This window comes from Leclercia sp. 29361 (assembly GCF_011290365.1).
In the GTDB taxonomy this organism is placed as follows: Bacteria; Pseudomonadota; Gammaproteobacteria; order Enterobacterales; family Enterobacteriaceae; genus Enterobacter; species Enterobacter tamurae.
Genome location: NZ_CP049786.1, coordinates 1,615,603 through 1,639,213 on the forward strand (window position 1 = coordinate 1,615,603; position 23,611 = coordinate 1,639,213).

Consider the following 23,611-nt stretch of genomic DNA (forward strand, 5'->3'; position numbering starts at 1 on the left):
ACAACAAAACTCCAGTACGCGAAGTGGGGATCGGTTCAAATATAGACTACAGACGCTGTTTGAACTGGTAGTAGCGACCCTGTTTTGCCAACAGTTCTGCGTGACTACCTTGCTCAATAATCTGTCCGTTGTCCATCACAATAATTTGATCGAAATCCACCAGACCGCGCAGGCGATGCGTCACCATCAGCACCGTTTTGCCCTGCATCTCTTTTTCCAGTAAATCAAGGATTTGCCGCTCTGTTGTGGCATCAAGCCCCTCGGTAGGTTCGTCCAGTAACATCAGGGGCGCATCGTGCAGCAGCGCGCGCGCAATCGCCAGGCGACGCAGTTCCCCGCCGGAGAGCTGACGACCCCCTTCACCGAGCCAGCTGTTCAGCCCCTCGTCTTCCAGCAGCTTGTGCAGACCCACCTTTTCCAGCATCGCGGCTAATAGATCATCGCCAGTGCCGGGGGCGGCTAACAGCAGGTTATCCCGCAGGGTGGCGCTGAAAAGGTGGACCCGCTGCGGCACCATGCTCACCGTTTTACGCAGCGCGGGCTCGCTCATCTCTGACACAGGGGTGTCGTTGAACAGGATTTGGCCCTGAGCCGGATCCCAGGCCCGGGTCAGGAGTTGCAGCAGGGTCGACTTCCCGCAGCCGGTGCGACCCAGCACCGCAACGTGCGCGCCTGCGGGGATGGTCAGGTTAATGTGGTCCAGCGCCGGTTGCGCCTGGCCTTCATACGCAAAGCTGACATCCGCCAGGCGGAGGGCCAGGTGCTCAGGCACCTCGGACAGGGTGGTGCTGAACGTTACTTCCGGTTGCTGACCGGTGATCTGGGTGATGCGCAGCGCGGAGGCCACCACCTGGCCCAGATGCTGAAAGGCTCCGGTCACCGGCGCCAGCGCTTCAAACGCCGCCAGCGCACAGAAGACAAACAGCGCAATGAGCGGGCCTGGCTGGGTGTTACCGCCCACGCCGCCGGACGCCAACCACAGCATCGCCATCACGGCGATCCCGCCAATCAACAGCATCAACGCCTGGGACAGGGCCGTCAGCTCCGACTGTTTGCGCTGGGCTTCGTGCCAGTTCAGCTCGGTATTTTCCATCTGCGCGCGGTAGCGACGGCTGGCGCCAAAAATCGTCAGCTCTGCCTGACCCTGCAGCCAGCCCGTCAGCTGCTGGCGATATTCGCCGCGCAGACGGGTCAGGTTTTCACCGGTCGGCTTCCCGGCGCGGTAAAACAGCGGCGGCAGCAGAAACAGCGTCAGAAGCATGATCCCGCCGAGCACCAGGGCGATGTTGACGTCCAGCAGGCTCAGCCCGAGCGTAACAACCACTATCACCACCAGCGCCCCTACCAGCGGGGAGATAACGCGCAGGTAAAGATGATCGAGGGTATCGACATCCGCGACGACGCGGTTCAGCAGTTCACCCTGGCGATAGCGCGCCAGCCCGGCAGGGGAGAGGGGCAGCAGCTTGCTGAAGGTGGTGACGCGCAGGTGCTGCAGCACGCGGAAGGTGGCGTCATGGCTGACCAGACGCTCGAAGTAGCGCCCGGCGGTGCGGGTGATGGCCGTGCCGCGCACCCCCGCAGCAGGCAGCATATAGTTGAAGCTATACAGCCCGGCAAACCCGGCGACCGCGGAGGCAGAGAGGAACCAGCCCGAAAGGGTTAACAGGCCGATACTGGCCAGCAGGGTAACGATCGCCAGCACCACGCCAAGGATCAGCATCCATTTGTGTCGCATATAGAGCGCCAGATAAGGCAGTAAAGCGCGCATCAGATCTCCTCCTGACGGTTCGCCAGCAGAGCCGCAAACGGCCCCTGTGCCGCTGCGAGCGTGGCGTAATCGCCCTGCTCGACAAGCTGTCCGTTGTCCATGACCCAGATCTGATCCCAGTGGGCAATGCCCTCCAGCTGGTGGGTCACCATCAGCGTAGTTTGCTGCTGCGAGGCGGCATCCAGGGCCAGCATCACGCGCTGTTCGCTGTGCGCATCCAGGCTGGCAGCGGGTTCATCCAGGAGTAAAAGCTGGCAGGGGTTGAGCAGGGCGCGGGCCACGGCGATACGCTGTGCCTGACCGACGGACAGCCCCGCCGACTGATCGCCGACAATCGTATCTACCCCGTTTGGCAGCAGGGGCAGGAATTCACTCACCCAGGCGCGATCGAGCACCGACTGCAGCTCTTCGTCGCTGGCATCCGGGCGCGCCAGCAGCACGTTTTCTCGCAGCGTGGCCGCCGGAAGCTGCGGGTTCTGACCCACCCAACTTAAATGGGTGCGCCATTCATCAGGATCGAGCGCAGAGAGTTCGGCCTGGTTGATACGCAGCGAACCGCTGTAGGCCATAAAACCGGATAGGGCATTCAGGAGCGAGCTCTTGCCCGAGCCGCTGGTGCCCACCAGCACCACCCGCTGACCAGCCGCGAGGCTGAAGTTTAATGGCCCCGCCAGCACCTTGCCCTCCGGCGACAGCACGCAGAAATCTTCTGCGTCAATGCTAACCGGTTTACTGGTGTTCAGGGTCACGTCCCCGCGCTGCGGATGGGCCAGCGGTGTTTCGAGGAACGTTTTCAGGCTATCTGCCGCGCCCACGGCCTGGGCCTTCGCATGATAGAAGGTGCCCAGATCGCGCAGCGGCTGGAAGAACTCCGGCGCCAGAATCAATGTCAGGAAGCCCGCTGAGAGGGTCACGGCGGTGCCGTAATGTCCAAAATCGAGGGCGCCTAGGTACGAGAAACCAAAATAGACGGCGACCAGCGCAATCGACAGGGAGGTAAAGAACTCCAGCACCCCGGAGGATAAGAACGCCAGGCGTAACACCTCCATGGTGCGCTGACGGAAGTCCTGGGAGGCGTGGCGGATGTTGTCGGTTTCGGCTTCACCGCGACCAAAAATACGCAGCGTTTCCATGCCGCGCAGGCGGTCGAGGAAGTGACCGCTGAGACGACCCAGGGCCAGGAAGTTACGGCGGTTGGCATCGGCGGCACCCATACCGACCATCGCCATAAATAGCGGGATCAGCGGGGCGGTGCCCAGCAGGATCAGCGCCGCAACCCAGTTATACGGGAAAATCGCGAGCACGATCAGCACGGGAACGAATACGGCCAGCGCCATCTGCGGCAGATAGCGGGCGTAGTAGTCATGCATATCGTCGATTTGCTCGAGGATAAGCGTTGCCCAACTGCCGGCGGGTTTGCCCTGAATCCAGGCGGGGCCGGCTTCCTGCAATCTGTCGAGTACCTGACGGCGAATTTCGTAGCGAATATTCTGCCCGGCGTGAAAACCCACGCGCTCACGCAGCCAGACGACCCAGGCACGCAGAATAAAGACCAGAATCAGCACAATGAAAGGCAGCAACAACGCCTCGCGTGGGATGTTTTCCATGATCATATGGTTAAGAATGCGGGCCAGCAGCCATGCCTGACCGACAATCAACACGCCGCTGATAAACCCTAAAAGACGGGAAATATTCAGCCAGCGGCGGGAAAGAACGCTTTGCTGTTTAAGCCAGCGTGTTAACTCTTGTTGACGGGTTTTTTCCATTGCGTGCTTTGCAGGTGATGTTATTAGGTATTGGGCACGGCAATGTTACATCGCAGAGACAATAAAGGCGACTTATCGCCGCCTTTTTTACGTTTGTTGCTGATTTGTAAAAATTATTTACTCTGATCGGCCAGTCCGTCGAGATAACGTTCTGCATCCAGCGCCGCCATACAACCGGTGCCTGCAGAGGTGATCGCCTGACGATAAATGTGGTCCATCACGTCGCCCGCAGCGAACACGCCCGGGATGCTGGTCTGGGTGGCATTGCCGTGGATCCCGGACTGCACTTTGATGTAGCCGTTCTCCAGTTCCAGCTGACCGTCGAAGATCGCGGTGTTCGGGCTGTGGCCGATAGCCACAAACAGACCCGCCACTTCGAGGGTTTCGACGTTGTCAGTGTTGCGGGTATCGCGGATACGCAGACCGGCCACGCCCATCTGATCGCCGGTCACTTCTTCCAGGGTGCGGTGGGTGTGCAGCACAATATTGCCGCTGGCCACTTTGTCCATCAGACGCTTGATCAGGATTTTTTCCGCGCGGAAGGTATCACGGCGGTGAATGAGGTGCACTTCAGAGGCGATATTCGCCAGGTACAGTGCCTCTTCCACAGCGGTGTTGCCGCCGCCGATGACCGCGACCTTCTGGTTGCGATAGAAGAAACCGTCGCAGGTGGCGCAGGCGGAAACGCCGCGGCCTTTGAAGGCTTCTTCAGACGGTAGGCCCAGATAACGGGCAGAGGCGCCGGTCGCAATGATTAGCGCGTCGCAGGTATATTCCGCGTTGTCACCGGTAAGACGGAACGGACGGTTTTGCAGATCGACCTTATTGATGTGGTCAAAAATGATTTCAGTATCAAATTTGGTGGCATGCTCGTGCATGCGCTCCATCAGCAGCGGTCCGGTCAAGCCTTCAGGATCGCCAGGCCAGTTTTCCACTTCGGTAGTGGTGGTCAGCTGACCGCCTTTTTCCATGCCCGTAATCAGTACCGGTTGCAGGTTAGCGCGAGCAGCGTAGACCGCAGCGGTGTATCCCGCAGGTCCGGAACCAAGGATGAGAAGTTTACTGTGTTTGGCCGTGCCCATGAGAACCCCATTGTTGTTGGCAGACATTTTCCCGGATTGTAGGGAATTTATGGCCGTAAAAAAAGGGCGCAGCGATTTTGTTAACGATATGTGTAATAGAAATCGCCAATCAACGGCGGGGCAGGGAAAGTGATTGTATAACAATAATCATGGCTAATCGCTCGAAACGACGGCGATAAAATGAGGATTAATCGCCGGACGTAATGAATATCCGGCATGTTGTACTAAAAATCGATGTTTTGCTTTGACAATCCCCTGCGCTTTTGCGAAAACATTCAAGGAAGAAAAAAAACGGTCTTTGTGTAACGCATAGTCATGCACAAAATCACCATTTTTACCGGGTCAGCGAAATCTACGCATGGTGTGGACAGATGCCATACGTGATGTTGATGGCCGCCTCTGGGCAACGGTCTTCATACCACATAAACCCCAATCGAATCGCGCAAACTATAAAACAGGCGATGCGATTAACCGCGGGGAAAGACTCTGAACAGTGAAGTGCACAGGGTCCTGGCAGGAGTTAGGGAAGGAATACAGAGAGACAATAATAATGGTAGATAGCAAGAAGCGCCCTGGCAAAGATCTCGACCGTATCGATCGTAACATTCTTAATGAATTGCAAAAGGATGGGCGTATTTCCAACGTCGAGCTTTCAAAACGTGTGGGACTTTCCCCGACGCCATGCCTCGAGCGTGTGCGCCGACTGGAAAGACAGGGTTTTATTCAGGGCTATACAGCGCTGCTGAACCCGCATTATCTGGATGCCTCACTTCTGGTATTTGTTGAGATTACTCTGAATCGTGGTGCGCCGGATGTGTTTGAGCAGTTCAATTCCGCCGTACAAAAACTGGAAGAAATTCAAGAGTGTCATCTGGTTTCCGGTGATTTCGACTACCTGTTGAAAACCCGCGTACCTGATATGTCTGCATACCGTAAGCTGCTGGGCGAAACCCTGCTGCGACTGCCTGGCGTGAACGACACCCGTACCTACGTGGTAATGGAAGAAGTCAAACAGAGCAATCGTCTGGTTATTAAGACGCGCTAACACGGAACAGGTGCATTATCAGCGTACTTTGATTACACTCCTGGTAATCCATACAGCAACAGTGTCGGGCCTCCCGGCACTGTTGTCCGTTTAGCACTCAGGCAGGAATTGCCTGATACCTGGAGAGCCTGTTTTGAGCCAGGAATATACCGAAGACAAAGAAGTCAATTTAACCAAGCTCAGCAGTGGGCGCCGACTCCTTGAGGCGTTACTGATCCTTGTTGCTCTTTTTGCCGTCTGGTTGATGGCAGCCTTACTCAGTTTCAATCCCTCCGATCCCAGCTGGTCACAGACCGCATGGCACGAGCCTATCCATAATTTAGGCGGCGTACCGGGCGCCTGGCTGGCGGATACGCTGTTCTTTATCTTTGGCGTGATGGCCTACACCCTTCCCGTCATCATTATTGGTGGCTGTTGGTTTGCCTGGCGCCATCGCCAGAACGATGACTACATCGACTATTTTGCCGTTTCGCTGCGCCTGATTGGTGCGCTGGCGCTGATCCTCACCTCCTGCGGTCTGGCGTCCATTAACGCCGATGATATCTGGTACTTTGCCTCCGGCGGGGTGATTGGCAGCCTGCTGAGTACCGCGCTGCAGCCGATGCTGCACAGCAGCGGTGGCACCATCGCGCTGCTCTGCGTCTGGGGCGCAGGGCTGACGCTGTTTACCGGCTGGTCATGGGTCAGCATTGCTGAAAAAATTGGCAGCGTGATCCTGAATATCCTGACCTTTGCCAGCAACCGTACCCGTCGCGATGACACCTGGGTCGACGAAGAGTACGAAGACGATGACTACGACGACGTTGAGCCTAGCCCCGAGCGTCGTGAATCCCGTCGCGCACGCATTATGCGTGGCGCGCTGGCGCGCCGTAAGCGCATGGCCGAGAAGTTCGCGAATCCATTAGGTCGCAAGACGGATGCAGCCTTGTTCTCCGGGAAACGGATGGACGACGAAGAGGTGGCATACAGCGCCCGCGGCGTGGCCGCCGATCCGGATGATGTCCTGTTCTCCGGCAATCGCGCGCTGGCCTCCGACTATGATGAGTACGATCCGCTGCTCAACGGACACTCGGTGGCTGAGCCGCTTGCGGCTGCCGCGGCGGCTACCACCGCAACCCAGGCTTTTGCTGCCCCGGTTGATCCGGTGACCCCGCCAACGCCATCGATGCCGGATGCCCATCTGCAGCCGCCTGCGGTCGAATGGCAAGCGGAACCCGCAGCGCCAGCCGCGCCGGTCTATGCGGAGCCACAACCTTATGCCGCCGTCGCGCCGCAGGAGCAGTGGCAGCCGCCTTATCAACCTGAACCGGTGTACGCGCAGCCGCAGTACGAACAACCGCAGCATGTGCAACCGCAGCATGTGCAACCGCAGTACGAGCAGCCTCAATACGAGCAGCCTCATTACGAGCAACCGCAGCAGTATGAACCGCAGCAGGCCGTCTATCAGCCTGAGCCGGTCGTCGAGGCGCCGCCGGTTGAAGAGGTGAAACCGACCCGTCCGCCGCTTTACTACTTCGAAGAAGTGGAAGAGAAACGTGCCCGTGAGCGCGAGCAGCTTGCGGCCTGGTATCAGCCAGTGCCCGAGGCGGTACAAGAGCCTGCACCGGTAAAAGCTGCTGAGATCCCATCTATTCCTGTCCCGGCCGTAGAGCCTGCATCCGTTGTCGCACCGGTGGCGGCAAGCGTGCAGCAGGCAACAGCCGCAGGAGCCGCTGCGGCCAGCGCTGCAGCACCATTATTCAGCCTGGCGACCAGTGGCGCACCGCGTCCACAGGTAAAAGAGGGCATTGGTCCACAGCTGCCGCGTCCTAACCGCGTACGCGTTCCAACTCGCCGTGAACTGGCCTCGTATGGCATCAAGCTGCCTTCTCAGCGAATGGCGGAAGAGGAAGCACGTAAAGCCGGGAGTCAGCAGTATGATGACGACCAGTACGACGATGATGCCGATGAAATGCAGCAGGATGAGCTGGCTCGCCAGTTCGCCCAGCAACAACAGCAGCGTTATGGCGAGGAATACCAGCCTGAGCCACAGCAATATCAGGCCCAGGACAACGAAGATGATGCCGCCGAGGCGGAGCTGGCTCGCCAGTTTGCTGCCACGCAGCAGCAGCGCTACGCCGGGGAACAACCGACAGGGGCGAACCCGTTCTCGCTGGCGGATTTTGAATTCTCTCCGATGAAAGATCTGGTGGATGATACGCCGAGTGAACCGCTGTTCACGCCAGGGGTAATGCCGGAAGCCGAGCCGCCGCGCCAGGCGTTCACGCCGCCGCAGCCTGCACAGCCGCAGCAGTATGCGCAGCCACAGCAACCTGCACAGCCGCAGCAGTATGCGCAGCCTCAACAGCCTGCACAGCCGCAGCAATATGCGCAACCTCAGCAGCCTGCACAGCCGCAGCAATACTCGCAACCTCAGCAACCTGTACAGCAGCAGCCTGCGGTTCAGCCTCCGCCGCAGCAGCAGAGCCTGATCCATCCGTTGCTGATGCGTAACGGTGACAGCCGTCCGCTGCAGAGACCGACCACGCCGCTGCCGTCATTTGACCTGCTAACACCGCCGCCAACGGAAGTCGAGCCGGTTGATACCTTCGCCCTGGATCAGATGGCGCGCCTGGTTGAACTCCGCCTGGCCGACTTCCGTATTAAAGCGGATGTGGTGAATTATTCACCGGGCCCGGTGATCACCCGTTTTGAGCTGAATCTGGCCCCGGGTGTGAAAGCCGCGCGTATTTCAAACCTCTCCCGCGACCTGGCGCGTTCGCTGTCCACCGTGGCCGTACGCGTGGTCGAGGTTATTCCGGGCAAACCTTATGTTGGCCTGGAGCTGCCGAACAAAAAACGTCAGACCGTTTACCTGCGCGAAGTGCTGGATCACGCTAAATTCCGCGATAACCCGTCGCCGCTGAGCGTGGTGCTGGGTAAAGACATCGCCGGCGAACCGGTGGTGGCCGATCTGGCGAAAATGCCGCACCTGCTGGTGGCAGGTACCACAGGCTCCGGTAAGTCTGTCGGCGTGAACGCCATGATCCTCAGCATCCTCTATAAAGCGCAGCCGGAAGATGTGCGCTTCATCATGATCGACCCGAAAATGCTTGAACTGTCGGTATACGAAGGTATTCCGCATCTGCTGACCGAAGTCGTGACCGACATGAAAGATGCCGCCAACGCCCTGCGCTGGAGCGTCAACGAGATGGAGCGCCGCTACAAGCTGATGTCCGCGCTGGGCGTGCGTAACCTCGCCGGTTATAACGAAATCATCGCCGAAGCGGCGAAGATGGGACGCCCAATCCCGGATCCGTACTGGAAGCCGGGCGACAGCATGGATGCCGAGCATCCGGTGCTGGAAAAACTGCCGTACATCGTGGTGCTGGTGGACGAGTTTGCCGACCTGATGATGACCGTCGGTAAGAAGGTGGAAGAGCTGATCGCCCGCCTGGCGCAGAAAGCGCGTGCAGCGGGCATCCACCTGGTGCTGGCGACCCAGCGTCCGTCGGTGGATGTGATCACCGGCCTGATTAAGGCCAACATCCCGACCCGTATCGCCTTTACCGTGTCGAGCAAAATCGACTCCCGTACCATTCTCGACCAGGGGGGCGCGGAATCGCTGCTCGGTATGGGGGATATGCTTTACTCCGGCCCGAACTCCACCTCTCCGGTGCGCGTCCATGGTGCCTTTGTGCGTGACCAGGAAGTGCATGCCGTGGTGCAGGACTGGAAAGCGCGCGGTCGTCCGCAATATGTCGATGGCATCACCTCTGACAGCGAAAGCGAAGGCGGCGGTGGTGGCGGCGCGGATAGCGGTGAAGAGCTCGATCCACTGTTCGATCAGGCCGTTAACTTCGTCACCGAGAAACGCAAAGCCTCCATCTCCGGGGTTCAGCGCCAGTTCCGTATCGGCTACAACCGCGCGGCGCGTATCATTGAGCAGATGGAAGCGCAGGGCATCGTCAGCGAGCAGGGGCACAACGGCAACCGTGAAGTACTGGCCCCGCCGCCGTTTGAATAATGCCCCCTCGATTGCAAAGATGGGTAAATCAGCAATAATTAAGCATTTTCTTCTGTCGCCTGCCTGCGGGCAGGTCCAGAATAGTTGACAGAAAACCCCCATTTCGGGATGACGCTTTGTAAGGACTACCAATGAAAAAAATTGCAATCACCTGTGCACTACTGACCAGCGTTGTGGCGAGCAGCGTCTGGGCTGACGCCGCCAGCGACCTGAAAAACCGTCTGGATAAAGTGAGCAGCTTCCACGCCAGCTTCACCCAGAAAGTGACTGACGGCAGCGGCAATGCGGTGCAGGAAGGTCAGGGTGACCTTTGGGTGAAACGTCCAAATCTGTTCAACTGGCACATGACCCAGCCGGACGAAAGCATCCTGGTGTCCGACGGGAAAACCCTGTGGTTCTTCAACCCGTTTGTTGAGCAGGCTACGGCGACCTGGCTGAAAGATGCCGCCAGCAACACGCCGTTTATGCTGATTGCCCGTAACCAGTCCAGCGACTGGCAGCAGTACAACATTAAACAGAACGGCGACGACTTCGTGCTGACCCCGAAAGGCAGCAGCGGCAACCTGAAGCAGTTCACTATTAACGTGAGCACTAATGGGACCATCAATCAATTCGGTGCGGTTGAGCAGGACGATCAGCGCAGCAGCTATCAGCTGAAATCCCAGCAGAACGGGGCGGTTGATGCATCCAAATTCACCTTTACCCCGCCGAAGGGCGTGACGGTGGATGATCAACGTAATAAGTAAGAGGCGTGCGTGAGCAACCTGTCGCTCGATTTTTCAGATAATGCGTTTCAACCTCTGGCCGCCCGTATGCGGCCAGAAAATTTAGCACAGTATATTGGCCAGCAGCACCTGCTGGCTGCGGGCAAACCCTTGCCACGCGCCATTGAGGCCGGGCATCTGCACTCCATGATCCTCTGGGGGCCGCCAGGCACCGGTAAAACGACGCTGGCGGAAGTGATTGCCCGCTATGCCGATGCCGACGTCGAGCGTATCTCCGCCGTCACCTCCGGGGTGAAGGAGATCCGCGAAGCCATCGAGCGTGCCCGCCAGAACCGTAACGCCGGTCGCCGCACCATCCTGTTTGTCGATGAGGTCCACCGCTTCAACAAGAGCCAGCAGGATGCTTTCCTGCCGCACATTGAAGACGGCACCATCACCTTTATCGGTGCGACCACTGAAAACCCCTCGTTTGAACTCAACTCTGCACTGTTGTCCCGCGCCCGCGTCTATCTCCTGAAATCGTTAACCACCGAAGACATTGAGCAGGTGCTGACCCAGGCGATGGACGATAAGGCCCGGGGCTACGGCAGCCAGAATATTGTGCTGCCAGACGATACCCGTCGCGCCATTGCTGAGCTGGTGAACGGGGATGCGCGCCGGGCGCTGAATACCCTGGAGATGATGGCCGATATGGCCGAAGCCGACGACAGCGGCAAGCGGGTGCTGCTCCCGGCGCTGCTGACCGAAATCGCCGGGGAACGCAGTGCGCGCTTTGATAACAAAGGCGACCGTTTCTACGACCTGATCTCGGCGCTGCATAAATCGGTGCGCGGCAGCGCGCCCGATGCCGCGCTCTACTGGTATGCACGCATTATCACCGCCGGAGGCGATCCGCTGTACGTGGCCCGTCGCTGTCTGGCGATTGCCTCGGAAGATGTCGGCAATGCCGACCCGCGTGCCATGCAGGTGGCGCTATCGGCCTGGGACTGTTTCACCCGCGTCGGCCCCGCCGAAGGCGAGCGCGCCATCGCCCAGGCGATTGTCTATCTGGCCTGCGCCCCGAAAAGCAATGCGGTCTACACCGCATTCAAAGCGGCGATGTCCGATGCCCGTGAACGCCCTGATTACGATGTTCCTGACCACTTACGTAATGCCCCGACCAAGCTGATGAAAGAGATGGGCTATGGTCAGCAATATCGCTACGCCCACGACGAGCCCAACGCCTACGCCGCCGGGGAGGAGTATTTCCCGCAGGAAATGGCACAAACACGCTATTATCGCCCGACAAACAGAGGCCTTGAGGGCAAGATTGGTGAAAAGCTCACCTGGCTTGCCGGACAGGATCAAAATAGCCCTATAAAACGCTACCGTTAGGGCTATCGTTGCGGTAATGTTGGCAATGTATCTGATGACCGCAGGCTGCGGTCATTTCCTCCTATTTTTTAATTCGATAAGCACAGGATAAGCATGCTCGATCCCAATCTGCTGCGTAACGAGCCAGACGCAGTCGCTGAAAAACTGGCACGCCGGGGCTTTAAACTGGATGTAGATAAGCTGCGCGCTCTTGAAGAGCGTCGTAAAGTTCTGCAGGTACAAACCGAAAACTTGCAGGCAGAGCGTAACTCTCGATCGAAATCCATCGGCCAGGCGAAAGCGCGCGGGGAAGACATTGAGCCATTACGCCTGGAAGTGAACAAACTCGGTGAAGAACTGGATCAGGCGAAAGCGGATCTGGACGTTCTTCAGGCCGAAATTCGTGATATCGCGCTGGCGATCCCGAACACCCCTGACGACAGCGTCCCTGTCGGTAAAGACGAAAACGACAACGTCGAAGTGAAACGCTGGGGCACCCCACGCGAGTTCGATTTCGAGGTTCGCGATCACGTCACGCTGGGCGAAATGCACGCGGGGCTCGATTTTGCAGCGGCCGTTAAGCTGACCGGTTCCCGTTTCGTGGTCATGAAAGGCCAGATTGCCCATCTGCACCGTGCGCTGGCCCAGTTTATGCTGGATCTGCACACCGAGCAGCACGGCTACAGCGAAACCTACGTTCCGTATCTGGTTAACCACGATACGCTGTACGGTACTGGCCAGCTGCCGAAATTTGCCGGCGATCTGTTCCATACCCGTCCGCTGGACGAAGAGGCCGACAGCAGCAACTATGCGCTGATCCCAACCGCAGAAGTGCCGCTGACCAACCTCGTACGTGATGAGATCATCGACGAAGACGACCTGCCGATCAAACTGACCGCACACTCACCGTGCTTCCGTTCTGAAGCTGGCTCTTATGGCCGTGATACCCGTGGTCTGATCCGTATGCACCAGTTCGACAAAGTTGAGATGGTACAGATTGTGCGTCCGGAAACCTCTATGGATGCGCTGGAAGAGATGACCGGTCACGCGGAAAAAGTGCTTGAGCTGCTGGGTCTGCCGTACCGCCGCATGGCGCTGTGCACCGGCGATATGGGCTTTGGCGCCTGCAAAACCTTCGATCTGGAAGTGTGGGTTCCGGCGCAGGGCACCTATCGTGAAATCTCCTCCTGCTCTAACGTGGGCGATTTCCAGGCGCGTCGTATGCAGGCACGCTGCCGCAGCAAGTCTGCTAAGCAAACCCGCCTGGTGCACACCCTGAACGGCTCCGGCCTGGCAGTGGGTCGTACCCTGGTGGCAGTGCTGGAAAACTACCAGCAGGCTGACGGTCGTATCGAAATTCCTGAAGTTCTGCGCCCTTACATGAAAGGCCAGCAGTACATCGGCTAATCTGCCTTAACATAAAAAAAGCGCCTGCGGGCGCTTTTTTTATGCCCCGCTTTTGACATCAGGCAATACCCCCTCCCTCCAAAGGGGTAATACTCTCCGGGCAGTTGGTTAGCATAAACCTCTGCTAATGCAATCACTCCTTTATATAAATAACTATATAGCGGTTGCTGCCGCACAGGGATCTTTGTGAGCAATCAAAGTGAGAGTCTATGAAAATAAAAACGCCTGATGCCTTGCTGGCTGCCGAGGTTAGCCGTCGCGGGCTGATGAAAACCACCGCGATTGGCGGCCTGGCAGTTGCCAGTAGCGCATTGTCTTTGCCTTTTTCACGCCTGACGTCCGCGGCGGAAGCCGTTGCTGCCGTGAAGCCGGATGAAAAGGTGGTCTGGAGCGCCTGTACGGTGAACTGTGGCAGTCGCTGCCCGTTGCGAATGCATGTCATCGACGGTGAGATCAAATACGTTGAGACCGACAATACCGGGGATGATAACTACGAGGGGTTACACCAGGTGCGCGCCTGTCTGCGCGGCCGTTCGATGCGCCGTCGCGTCTATAACCCGGATCGCCTGAAATATCCGATGAAACGTGTCGGCAAGCGCGGGGAGGGCAAATTCGAGCGTATCAGCTGGGACGAGGCCTTCGATACCATTGCCAGCAATATGCAGCGCCTGATTAAAGACTACGGCAACGAGTCTATCTACCTTAACTACGGCACCGGCACCCTCGGCGGAACCCTGACCCGCTCCTGGCCGCCGGGCAAAACCCTGATTGCCCGCCTGATGAACTGCTGCGGGGGCTACCTCAACCATTACGGTGACTACTCTACCGCGCAGATTGCTGCAGGCCTCAACTACACCTACGGCGGCTGGGCCGATGGCAACAGCCCGTCGGATATCGAAAACAGCCAACTGGTGGTGCTGTTCGGCAACAACCCCGGCGAAACGCGAATGAGCGGCGGCGGGGTGACCTACTACGTCGAACAGGCACGACAAAAATCGAATGCCCGGATGATCGTCATCGACCCACGCTACACCGACACCGGGGCAGGGCGCGAGGATGAGTGGATCCCGATCCGTCCGGGAACCGATGCGGCGCTGATCTCGGCCCTGGCCTGGGTGATGATCGAGGAGAATCTCGTCGATCAACCATTCCTCGATAAATACTGCGTCGGCTACGATGAGAAAACGCTGCCGGAAGGCGCGCCGGCGAACGGCCACTACAAAGCCTATATTCTTGGTCAGGGCAATGACGGGATCGCCAAAACCCCGGCCTGGGCTGCGGCCATTACCGGTATTCCTGAAGCGCGTATCGTGAAGCTGGCGCGTGAAATCGCCGGGGCGAAACCGGCCTTTATCTCCCAGGGCTGGGGTCCGCAGCGTCATGCCAATGGCGAGCTGGTGTCGCGTGCTATCGCCATGCTGGCGATTCTGACCGGCAACGTGGGGATCAACGGCGGCAACAGCGGGGCGCGTGAAGGCTCGTACTCCCTGCCGTTTGTGCGCATGCCAACCCTGGAAAATCCAGTTCAGACCAGTATCTCAATGTTTATGTGGACCGATGCCATCGAGCGCGGCCCGGAGATGACCGCCACTCGCGATGGGGTGCGCGGCAAAGAGAAGCTCGACGTACCGATCAAGATGATCTGGAACTACGCCGGAAACTGTCTGATCAACCAGCACTCACAGATCAACCGCACCCACGATATTCTGCAGGACGACAAAAAATGCGAGCTGATTGTGGTGGTGGATTGCCATATGACCTCGTCGGCGAAATATGCCGATATCCTGCTGCCGGACTGCACCGCCTCTGAACAGATGGACTTCGCCCTGGATGCCTCCTGCGGCAACATGTCGTACGTGATTTTTGCCGATCAGGCGATTAAACCGCGTTTTGAGTGCAAAACCATCTATGAGATGACCACTGAACTGGCAAAACGCATGGGCGTTGAGCAGCAGTTCACCGAAGGCCGCACCCAGGAAGGGTGGATGCGTCACCTGTATGAGCAGTCGCGCCAGGCTATTCCGGCGTTGCTGCCGTTTGATGAGTTCCGTCAGCAGGGCATGTTCAAGCAGCGTGACCCGGAAGGGCATCACGTGGCCTATAAAGCCTTCCGCGCCGATCCCGCCGCGAATCCTCTCACCACGCCATCAGGTAAAATTGAGATCTACTCCGCCGAGCTGGCGCAGATCGCCGCAACCTGGGAGCTGGAGCAGGGCGATGTGATCGATCCACTCCCGGTCTACAGCCCAGGCTTTGAGAACTACGACGATCCGCAGAGCAAAGACTTCCCGCTACAGCTCACCGGCTTCCACTACAAAGCGCGCACGCACTCCACCTACGGCAACGTTGACGTGCTGAAGGCGGCCTGTCGGCAGGAGATCTGGCTCAACCCGCTGGACGCGCAACGCCGCGGGATCGCCAACGGCGACCGGGTGCGGATCTTCAACGGGCGCGGCGAAGTGCATATCGAAGCCAAAGTGACGCCGCGCATCCTGCCGGGTGTGGTGGCGTTAGGCGAAGGGGCCTGGTACAACCCGGACGCGAACCGCGTCGATCAGGCAGGCTGCATTAACGTGCTGACCACCCAACGCCCGTCGCCGCTGGCGAAAGGCAACCCGTCTCACAGTAACCTGGTTCAGGTTGAAAAGGCGTAAGGAGTAGCCGATGACCACTCAGTATGGATTTTTTATTGATTCCAGCCGCTGCACCGGGTGCAAAACCTGCGAACTGGCGTGCAAGGATTACAAGGACCTGACCCCGGACGTCAGCTTCCGCCGCATCTACGAGTACGCGGGCGGCGACTGGCAGGAGGACAACGGGGTCTGGCAGCAGAACGTGTTTGCCTACTACCTCTCCATCGCCTGCAACCACTGCGAGGATCCGGCCTGCACCAAAGTCTGCCCCAGCGGGGCGATGCACAAGCGCGACGACGGCTTTGTGGTGGTGAATGAGGATGTCTGCATCGGGTGTCGCTACTGCCATATGGCCTGCCCGTACGGCGCCCCGCAGTACAACGCCGCCAAAGGCCATATGACCAAGTGTGACGGCTGCCATGAGCGTGTCGCGGACGGTAAAAAACCAATCTGCGTCGAGTCCTGCCCGCTGCGGGCCCTGGACTTCGGCCCGATTGAGGAGTTGCGTCAGAAACACGGCAAGCTGGCCGCCGTCGCCCCGCTGCCGTCAGCGCACTTCACGAAGCCGAGTATCGTCATTAAACCCAATGCCAACAGCCGCCCCACGGGTGATACCACCGGCTATCTGGCCAATCCGAAGGAGGTGTGAGATGGGAAGCGGATGGCATGAATGGCCGTTGATGATTTTTACGGTTTTCGGACAGTGTGTGGCGGGCGGTTTTATCGTTCTCGCCCTGGCGTTATTAAAAGGCGATCTGAACAGGGAGCAACAGCAGCGGCTGGTGTTGAGCATGTTTGGTCTGTGGGTGCTGATGGGGATCGGCTTTATTGCCTCCACGCTGCACCTCGGTTCGCCTATGCGCGCGTTCAACTCTCTGAATCGTGTAGGGGCGTCTTCCCTCAGCAACGAGATCGCCAGCGGGGCGATCTTCTTTGCGGTCGGGGGCCTGGGCTGGCTGCTGGCGGTACTGAAAAAACTGCCGGCAGGCTTACGCACTCTGTGGCTGATTGTGACCATGGTGCTGGGGGTGGTGTTCGTCTGGATGATGGTGCGGGTCTATAACACCATCGACACGGTCCCGACCTGGTACAGCGTCTGGACGCCGATGAGCTTCTTCCTGACCCTGTTTATCGGCGGCCCGCTGCTGGGCTTCCTGCTCCTGCGCGTGGCGGGCGTTGACGGCTGGGCAATGCGTTTACTGCCGGCCGTGACGCTGCTGGCGCTGGCGGTGAGTACGGTCGTGGCCCTGGTGCAGGGCGCGGAGCTGGCGACCATTCACAGTTCCATTCAGCAGGCCTCGGCCCTGGTGCCCGATTATGGCTCGCTGATGGCCTGGCGTGTGGTGCTGCTGGCGGCGACGCTGGTGTGCTGGATTGTGCCGCAGCTGAAAGGTTATCAGCCTGCGCTCCCGCTGCTGTCGCTGGCATTTGTGCTGGTGCTGGCGGGTGAGTTGATTGGCCGCGGGGTGTTTTACGGTCTGCATATGACGGTTGGAATGGCTGTCGCCAGTTAACACTGATGATTGTTATATAAAGCCGGGACTTAGAGCCCGGCTTTTCTTTTTTCAATCATGAAATTTTTCAACTGTCGTCTGGTTGTAATTTTGGAGCTAAATAAACAAAAACAAACACATAAATTATATTGATAGCGGACTTTGCATTAGCAGGATGAGTTTTTTCAATCGACAGGGAACATATTGTGCGTGCGGCACAATAGGGTGGATTGACTTTGTTTTTGCCAGTGGCATGATGCGCACGAAATCTGAACTTCCTCACGGTTTTTAATCCATGTCGACCTATACCCGGCCAGTGCTCCTGTTGCTCTGTGGCCTGCTTTTGCTGACCCTCGCGATCGCGGTGTTAAATACACTCGTTCCGCTGTGGCTCGCCCATGAAAACTTACCTACCTGGCAGGTGGGTATGGTCAGCTCGTCCTTTTTTACCGGTAATCTGCTGGGCACCCTGATGACGGGAAGCCTGATTAAACGTTTTGGTTTTAATCGCAGCTATTATCTGGCCTCGCTTATTTTTGCCGTCGGCTGTGCCGGGTTAGGGCTGATGGTCGGTTTCTGGAGCTGGATGGTCTGGCGCTTTATCGCCGGCGTCGGCTGCGCCATGATCTGGGTGGTGGTGGAAAGCGCCCTGATGTGCAGCGGTACCTCCCGCAACCGGGGGCGTCTGCTGGCGGCCTATATGATGGTCTATTACGTCGGCACCGTGCTGGGCCAGCTGATGGTCAGCAAACTGCCAACCGACCTGATGAGCGTCCTGCCGTGGGTGACCGGCATGGTGCTGGCTGCCATTCTGCCACTGCTCTTTACGCGTATTGTGAACCAGAGCAGCGAGCATCAGGAGGCGACCCACATCTGGCCGATGCTCAGACTGCGTCAGGCGCGTCTGGGAGTGAACGGCTGCATTATTTCCGGGATTGTGCTGGGCTCGCTGTATGGCCTGATGCCGCTCTATCTGAACCATCAGGGAGTCAGTGATTCCGGGATCGGTTTCTGGATGGCGGTGATGGTCAGCGCCGGGATTGTCGGGCAGTGGCCGGTTGGCCGTCTTGCCGACCGCTTTGGACGCCTGCTGGTGCTGCGCGTTCAGGTCTTTGTAGTGATCATGGGCTGTCTCGCCATGCTGAGTAATGCCGCGATGGCGCCGGCGCTGTTTATTCTGGGTGCGGCGGGCTTTACCCTCTATCCGGTGGCGATGGCCTGGGCCTGTGAGAAAGTCGAGCACCATCAGCTGGTGGCGATGAACCAGGCGCTGTTGCTGAGTTATACCATCGGCAGCTTGCTGGGGCCGACCTTTACCGCGATGCTGATGCAGAACTTTTCCGACAATCTGCTGTTTATCATGATTGCCAGCGTGTCATTTATTTATCTGTTAATGCTTCTGCGTAAAGTGGGCGAACATCCAACGCCGGTGGCGCATGCCTGATTAAATAAAAGCCTGTCGCTGACAGGCTTTTTTGTCTCTGTCACATCTAAGAGTTTTACGCATTGTTTGTTTATCGCGCCGGGTGATAATTCGGATGTGTTTTATCACTAAAAAGGCAGCGATCATGGCTACTCGTCGTTTTATCCCTACAGCGCTGGCAGTAGTATTATCTTTAACCTTTGCAACTGCACCTGCTATGGCTAATCCGGGTAACGGAAATGGCAATGGCGGTGGGCAAGGTAATAGCGGCAGTCATGGTAACGGCAATTCCGGTAAAGGTAATGCCGGTAACCAGGACCATAAACAAAATAATGGTCACCCGAATTCAGGCAAATCAAATAAGAGCGTTAAAGACGATGTCGATGCACGCGTCAGTTACGACCATGCCCGGCACCTGGCGTTGAATTACGGCTTAACGGGGTATGATTCGCTGCCGCCGGGCATTGCGAAAAACCTGGCACGTGGTAAACCGCTGCCTCCGGGCATCGCGAAGAAGACCGTTCCGGCATCGATGTTAGGTCAATTACCTTCGTATCCGGGCTATGAATGGCGGGTGGTCGGAAAAGATCTGGTCTTAATTGCGTTGAGTACTGCAATTGTGACCACCATTATTAATGGCGTCTTTAACTAGACAACAAAACGCCCGGCTTTTACCGGGCGTTTTATTAATACATGACTTTGTGACCGTACTGCTCGAGAATGCCTTTGACGCGTTCCATGGTCTCTTTCTTCGGCGGCTTAACGCCATCGAGCTTATACTCTTCGCCCATCGCCACCCATTTATGTTTGCCCAGCTCGTGATACGGCAGTAATTCAATTTTTTCAACGTTGCCCATATCACGCGTGAACTCACCCAGGCGGTGAGCAGAATCGTCATCATCTGACCAGCCCGGCACCACCACATAACGGATCCAGGTTTTAATCCCTTTGCCCGAAATGTATTTCGCGAACTCCAGGGTGCGATGGTTAGAGACACCGACCAGATTCTGGTGAATTTCGTCGTTCATCTGCTTAAGATCCAGCATCACCAGGTCGGTGACTTCCAGCAGCTCATCAATCACCGGATCGTAGCGGCGGACAAAGCCGTTGGTATCCAGGCAGGTATGAATACTCTCTTTATGACAGGCGCGGAACCAGTCGCGAACAAACTCAGCCTGCAGGATCGCTTCTCCGCCGGAAGCAGTCACGCCGCCGCCAGAGGCATTCATAAAGTGGCGATAGGTCACCACCTCTTTCATTAATTCATCAACGGTGACTTCTTTGCCACCGTGGGTATCCCAGGTGTCGCGGTTATGGCAGTACAGGCAGCGCATCAGGCAGCCCTGGAAGAAGGTAATAAAGCGGATGCCCGGGCCATCGACGGTGCCACAGGACTCAAAGGAGTGAATGCGACCAATAGTTGACATTGCGGTGATATCTCCAGATTCGGCCCGTCCGGGGCCTGTGTATACGCACAACTCAAGCGGCTGTGTCGAGTCTGTTTTGGCTGTTATCCATTCATTATAGATAGCGGGCAAAAGAGACTGCGGTACGGGAGGTGTTAAAAAGGCCCCACTTGCGTGGAGCCTTTATTGTACGCGTTTTACGGCGTCATTTCAGTCAAATCCACTTACATGGACTGAGTGAAAGTACGGGTAATAACGTCTTTCTGCTGTTCTTTAGTCAGCGAGTTGAAACGTACTGCGTAGCCAGATACACGGATGGTCAGCTGAGGATATTTCTCAGGGTGTTCCATCGCATCGAGCAGCATTTCACGGTTCATGACGTTCACGTTCAGGTGCTGACCACCTTCGATGGACGCTTCGTGGTGGAAGTAACCATCCATCAGACCCGCGAGGTTGGTTTTACGCACTTCGTCGTCTTTACCCAGCGCATTTGGCACGATAGAGAAGGTATAAGAGATACCATCTTTCGCGTAAGCAAACGGCAGTTTAGCAACGGAGGTCAGAGAGGCAACAGCACCTTTCTGGTCACGGCCGTGCATTGGGTTAGCACCTGGTCCGAATGGCGCGCCAGCACGGCGACCGTCTGGGGTGTTACCGGTTTTCTTACCATAAACCACGTTAGAGGTGATGGTCAGAACAGACTGAGTCGGGATAGCGTTACGGTAGGTGGTCAGTTTCTGAATTTTCTTCATGAAACGTTCTACCAGGTCAACCGCCATGTCATCAACGCGAGCGTCGTTGTTACCAAACTGCGGATATTCGCCGTCGATTTCGAAGTCTACAGCCAGGCCGTCTTCGTCACGAATTGGTTTAACTTTCGCATATTTGATAGCGGACAGGGAGTCAGCAGCAACGGACAGACCTGCGATACCACATGCCATGGTGCGAACAACGTCACGGTCGTGCAGCGCCATCAGAGAGGCTTCGTAGCTGTACTTGTCGTGCATGTAGTGGATGACGTTCAGTGCGGTAACGTACTGTTTAGCCAGCCAGTCCATGAAGTGATCCATACGGTCCATCACTTCGTCGAAGTTCAGCAGATCGCCTTTGATTGGTTCAGATTTAGGACCAACCTGGATTTTCAGTTTTTCATCAACGCCGCCGTTGATAGCATACAGCATGGTTTTCGCGAGGTTAGCGCGAGCACCGAAGAACTGCATTTGCTTACCAACAACCATTGGGCTTACGCAGCAAGCGATCGCGTAGTCGTCGTTGTTGAAGTCAGGACGCATCAGGTCATCGTTCTCATACTGAAGAGAAGAGGTGTCGATGGATACTTTAGCGGCAAATTTTTTGAAGTTCAGTGGCAGTTTTTCAGACCACAGAATAGTGATGTTCGGCTCCGGAGACGGCCCCATGGTGTACAGGGTGTTCAGGAAACGGAAGCTGCTTTTGGTCACCAGGGTACGGCCATCTACGCCCATACCGGCGATAGATTCAGTTGCCCAGATTGGGTCACCGGAGAACAGTTCATCATACTCAGGGGTACGCAGGAAGCGAACCATACGCAGTTTCATGACCAGGTGGTCAATCATTTCCTGTGCGTCGAGCTCGGTGATTTTGCCTGCTTTCAGGTCACGTTCGATGTAAGCATCCAGGAAGGTGGACACACGACCGAAGGACATTGCTGCGCCGTTCTGAGATTTAACCGCTGCCAGGTAACCGAAGTAGGTCCACTGGATAGCTTCCTGAGCGTTGGTCGCAGGACCGGAGATGTCGTAGCCGTATTTAGCCGCCATCTCTTTGATCTGACCCAGCGCACGGTGCTGTTCGGAGATCTCTTCACGCAGACGGATAGTCGCTTCCAGGTTTACGCCATTTTCCATGTCAGACTGCAGGGACAGGAACTGGGCGTATTTGTCTTTCATCAGGAAGTCGATACCGTACAGCGCAACGCGACGGTAGTCACCGATGATACGGCCACGGCCATATGCATCTGGCAGACCGGTCAGGACGCCTGATTTACGGCAGTTCAGGATGTCTTTGGTGTAAACGTCAAACACGCCCTGGTTGTGGGTTTTGCGGTATTCGGTGAAGATTTTCTTCAGCATCGGGTCCAGCTCGCGATCGTACGCTTTGCAGGAACCTTCAACCATTTTGATACCACCGAACGGGATAATCGCACGTTTCAGTGGCGCTTCAGTTTGCAGACCAACGATCTTCTCGAGGGATTTGTTGATATAACCCGCGTCGTGAGAAGTAATGGTAGACGCGATGGAGGTGTCGAAATCAACAGGCGCGTGAGTGCGGTTTTCCTGCTTAACGCCTTCCATAACGCTGTCCCACAGGGCAGTGGTAGCGTCGGTAGCACCGGCCAGGAAGGATTCGTCACCTTCATATGGAGTGTAGTTTTTCTGGATGAAGTCACGAACGTTGACTTCATTCTGCCAATCACCTTTGGCAAAACCTTCCCATGCTGTGGCTAACTTTTCATTAAGTTCGGACATGTAACACCTACCTTCTTAAGTGGATTTTTTATTTACTGCCTGAGAAAACCATTAATGATGGTTATCGCCACGCAGGTAAATGACCCAGTATGTCAACCCAACCAGCAGACCACCGCCAATAATGTTCCCGATTGTGACTGGGATCAGGTTATCAGTAATGAAGTTCATAACGGTCAGGTGAGAGAAACTTTCCGGGCTGGAACCTACTGCGGTCCAGAACTCCGGGCTGGCAAAATCACGGATTACAATACCCAGAGGGATCATAAACATGTTTGCAATACTGTGTTCAAAGCCGCTGGCAACGAACATGGCGACAGGCAGAACCATGATCATGGCTTTGTCCATCAGGCTGCGTCCGGAGTAGCTCATCCAGACAGCCAGGCAGACCATCAGGTTGGCGAGAATGCCAAGCGCAACGGCTTCAATAAATGTGTGATGTACTTTGTGGTCGGCGGTCTGCAGGACATTAAGCCCCCACGCGCCGTTGGCGGTCATATATTCACCCGACAACCACATCAGCAGGACAAACAGCAGGCAACCAATCAGGTTTCCAACGTAAACGTTGAGCCAGTTTTTTGCCAGTTGGCCCCAGGTAATCTTACCGCTGGCTTTCGCGACGACGATAAGCACCGTAGAGGTAAAGAGGTCAGCGCCGCAGATAACGCACAGGATCAAACCCAGTGAGAAACAGATGCCGCCGATAAGCTTGGCGATACCAAAAGGCATCCCGGCAGTACCGGTGGTGGCGGTGATATAGAAAACAAAGGCAATGGAGATGAACACCCCGGCAGTGATGGCCAGGAAGAACGTCGTCATCGGTTGTTTCGTTGCTTTATAGACACCCGCTTCTTCGGCAACTTTCGCCATGGCAGCTGGGAGTAAAAGATCAAAAGGGTTGTCAGCTTTCACACTAACTCTCTCTTTATTAAGTCGGCGACGAGATACTAACAAAGCATTATAGAAGAGAAATTGATGTAGATCATATCTCGCCTGGCTT

The 23,611-nt window shown here is 56.7% G+C and carries 16 protein-coding genes; 10 read left to right on the forward strand and 6 right to left on the reverse strand.

Translation table 11 applies throughout. From position 1 onward, the window contains the following. Positions 1 to 46 precede the first annotated feature (46 nt). The 3 genes from cydC to trxB all read right to left on the reverse strand — a co-directional run bounded on the left by cydC (position 47) and on the right by trxB (position 4,616). Complete coding sequence (gene cydC / locus G7090_RS07630) at positions 47 to 1,768, reverse strand: cysteine/glutathione ABC transporter ATP-binding protein/permease CydC (protein ID WP_166182012.1); 1,722 nt, start codon at positions 1,766 to 1,768, stop codon at positions 47 to 49. Further along, positions 1,768 to 3,534: a cysteine/glutathione ABC transporter permease/ATP-binding protein CydD gene (gene cydD / locus G7090_RS07635; protein WP_166182013.1), complete on the reverse strand. Its 1,767-nt coding sequence runs from the start codon at positions 3,532 to 3,534 to the stop codon at positions 1,768 to 1,770. Before cydD ends, cydC begins: the two co-directional genes overlap by 1 nt. A 113-nt stretch (positions 3,535 to 3,647) precedes the next feature. Further along, complete coding sequence (gene trxB, locus G7090_RS07640; RefSeq protein WP_106992567.1) at positions 3,648 to 4,616, reverse strand: thioredoxin-disulfide reductase; 969 nt, start codon at positions 4,614 to 4,616, stop codon at positions 3,648 to 3,650. 550 nt (positions 4,617 to 5,166) lie between these two features. Between trxB and lrp the strand changes: the two genes are divergently transcribed. From lrp to G7090_RS07690, 10 genes are all read left to right on the forward strand, one after another. Further along, complete coding sequence (gene lrp, locus G7090_RS07645) at positions 5,167 to 5,661, forward strand: leucine-responsive transcriptional regulator Lrp (RefSeq protein ID WP_002439523.1); 495 nt, start codon at positions 5,167 to 5,169, stop codon at positions 5,659 to 5,661. A gap of 133 nt (positions 5,662 to 5,794) precedes the next feature. Next, positions 5,795 to 9,667, forward strand: a complete 3,873-nt coding sequence (gene ftsK, locus G7090_RS07650) for a DNA translocase FtsK (RefSeq protein WP_166182014.1) — start codon at positions 5,795 to 5,797, stop codon at positions 9,665 to 9,667. A 131-nt stretch (positions 9,668 to 9,798) separates the two neighbouring features. After that, positions 9,799 to 10,413, forward strand: a complete 615-nt coding sequence (gene lolA / locus G7090_RS07655; RefSeq protein WP_106992570.1) for an outer membrane lipoprotein chaperone LolA — start codon at positions 9,799 to 9,801, stop codon at positions 10,411 to 10,413. A 9-nt stretch (positions 10,414 to 10,422) separates the two neighbouring features. Beyond that, on the forward strand, positions 10,423 to 11,766 hold the full coding sequence (rarA, locus tag G7090_RS07660) for a replication-associated recombination protein RarA (protein WP_106992571.1): 1,344 nt from the start codon (positions 10,423 to 10,425) through the stop codon (positions 11,764 to 11,766). A 93-nt stretch (positions 11,767 to 11,859) separates the two neighbouring features. Continuing rightward, entirely contained in the window at positions 11,860 to 13,152 is a 1,293-nt protein-coding gene (serS, locus tag G7090_RS07665; RefSeq protein WP_166182015.1) for a serine--tRNA ligase, read from the forward strand. A gap of 209 nt (positions 13,153 to 13,361) precedes the next feature. Further along, positions 13,362 to 15,806 carry a dimethylsulfoxide reductase subunit A gene (gene dmsA, locus G7090_RS07670; RefSeq protein WP_166182016.1) on the forward strand — a complete coding sequence of 815 codons (2,445 nt, stop codon included), beginning with the start codon at positions 13,362 to 13,364 and terminating at the stop codon, positions 15,804 to 15,806. A 10-nt stretch (positions 15,807 to 15,816) separates the two neighbouring features. Further along, positions 15,817 to 16,434: a DMSO/selenate family reductase complex B subunit gene (locus G7090_RS07675; RefSeq protein WP_166182017.1), complete on the forward strand. Its 618-nt coding sequence runs from the start codon at positions 15,817 to 15,819 to the stop codon at positions 16,432 to 16,434. A 1-nt stretch (position 16,435) separates the two neighbouring features. Next, on the forward strand, positions 16,436 to 17,299 hold the full coding sequence (locus G7090_RS07680) for a dimethyl sulfoxide reductase anchor subunit family protein (RefSeq protein WP_166182018.1): 864 nt from the start codon (positions 16,436 to 16,438) through the stop codon (positions 17,297 to 17,299). Between the two features lie 274 nt (positions 17,300 to 17,573). Further along, positions 17,574 to 18,722, forward strand: a complete 1,149-nt coding sequence (locus G7090_RS07685) for an MFS transporter (RefSeq protein WP_166182019.1) — start codon at positions 17,574 to 17,576, stop codon at positions 18,720 to 18,722. A gap of 124 nt (positions 18,723 to 18,846) precedes the next feature. Then, on the forward strand, positions 18,847 to 19,353 hold the full coding sequence (locus G7090_RS07690; protein ID WP_166182020.1) for an anti-virulence regulator CigR family protein: 507 nt from the start codon (positions 18,847 to 18,849) through the stop codon (positions 19,351 to 19,353). 34 nt (positions 19,354 to 19,387) lie between these two features. Here the strand turns inward: G7090_RS07690 and pflA are convergent, their stop codons facing one another. The 3 genes from pflA to focA form a co-directional block, all read right to left on the reverse strand. Then, complete coding sequence (gene pflA / locus G7090_RS07695) at positions 19,388 to 20,128, reverse strand: pyruvate formate lyase 1-activating protein (RefSeq protein WP_106992578.1); 741 nt, start codon at positions 20,126 to 20,128, stop codon at positions 19,388 to 19,390. Between the two features lie 203 nt (positions 20,129 to 20,331). After that, entirely contained in the window at positions 20,332 to 22,614 is a 2,283-nt protein-coding gene (gene pflB, locus G7090_RS07700; protein WP_166182021.1) for a formate C-acetyltransferase, read from the reverse strand. 51 nt (positions 22,615 to 22,665) lie between these two features. Next, positions 22,666 to 23,523 carry a formate transporter FocA gene (focA, locus tag G7090_RS07705; RefSeq protein ID WP_142488914.1) on the reverse strand — a complete coding sequence of 286 codons (858 nt, stop codon included), beginning with the start codon at positions 23,521 to 23,523 and terminating at the stop codon, positions 22,666 to 22,668. Between the last annotated feature and the right edge of the window lie 88 nt (positions 23,524 to 23,611).

Bases quoted from the DNA above. Each gene is read 5' to 3' on its own strand.
- serS (WP_166182015.1), top strand. From the start codon at position 11,860: ATGCTCGATCCCAATCTGCTGCGTAACGAGCCAGACGCAGTCGCTGAA.
- dmsA (WP_166182016.1), top strand. From the start codon at position 13,362: ATGAAAATAAAAACGCCTGATGCCTTGCTGGCTGCCGAGGTTAGCCGT.
- G7090_RS07685 (WP_166182019.1), top strand. From the start codon at position 17,574: ATGTCGACCTATACCCGGCCAGTGCTCCTGTTGCTCTGTGGCCTGCTT.
- cydD (WP_166182013.1), bottom strand. From the start codon at position 3,534: ATGGAAAAAACCCGTCAACAAGAGTTAACACGCTGGCTTAAACAGCAA.
- lrp (WP_002439523.1), top strand. From the start codon at position 5,167: ATGGTAGATAGCAAGAAGCGCCCTGGCAAAGATCTCGACCGTATCGAT.
- pflB (WP_166182021.1), bottom strand. From the start codon at position 22,614: ATGTCCGAACTTAATGAAAAGTTAGCCACAGCATGGGAAGGTTTTGCC.
- pflA (WP_106992578.1), bottom strand. From the start codon at position 20,128: ATGTCAACTATTGGTCGCATTCACTCCTTTGAGTCCTGTGGCACCGTC.
- trxB (WP_106992567.1), bottom strand. From the start codon at position 4,616: ATGGGCACGGCCAAACACAGTAAACTTCTCATCCTTGGTTCCGGACCT.
- cydC (WP_166182012.1), bottom strand. From the start codon at position 1,768: ATGCGCGCTTTACTGCCTTATCTGGCGCTCTATATGCGACACAAATGG.
- lolA (WP_106992570.1), top strand. From the start codon at position 9,799: ATGAAAAAAATTGCAATCACCTGTGCACTACTGACCAGCGTTGTGGCG.
- G7090_RS07680 (WP_166182018.1), top strand. From the start codon at position 16,436: ATGGGAAGCGGATGGCATGAATGGCCGTTGATGATTTTTACGGTTTTC.
- G7090_RS07690 (WP_166182020.1), top strand. From the start codon at position 18,847: ATGGCTACTCGTCGTTTTATCCCTACAGCGCTGGCAGTAGTATTATCT.
- G7090_RS07675 (WP_166182017.1), top strand. From the start codon at position 15,817: ATGACCACTCAGTATGGATTTTTTATTGATTCCAGCCGCTGCACCGGG.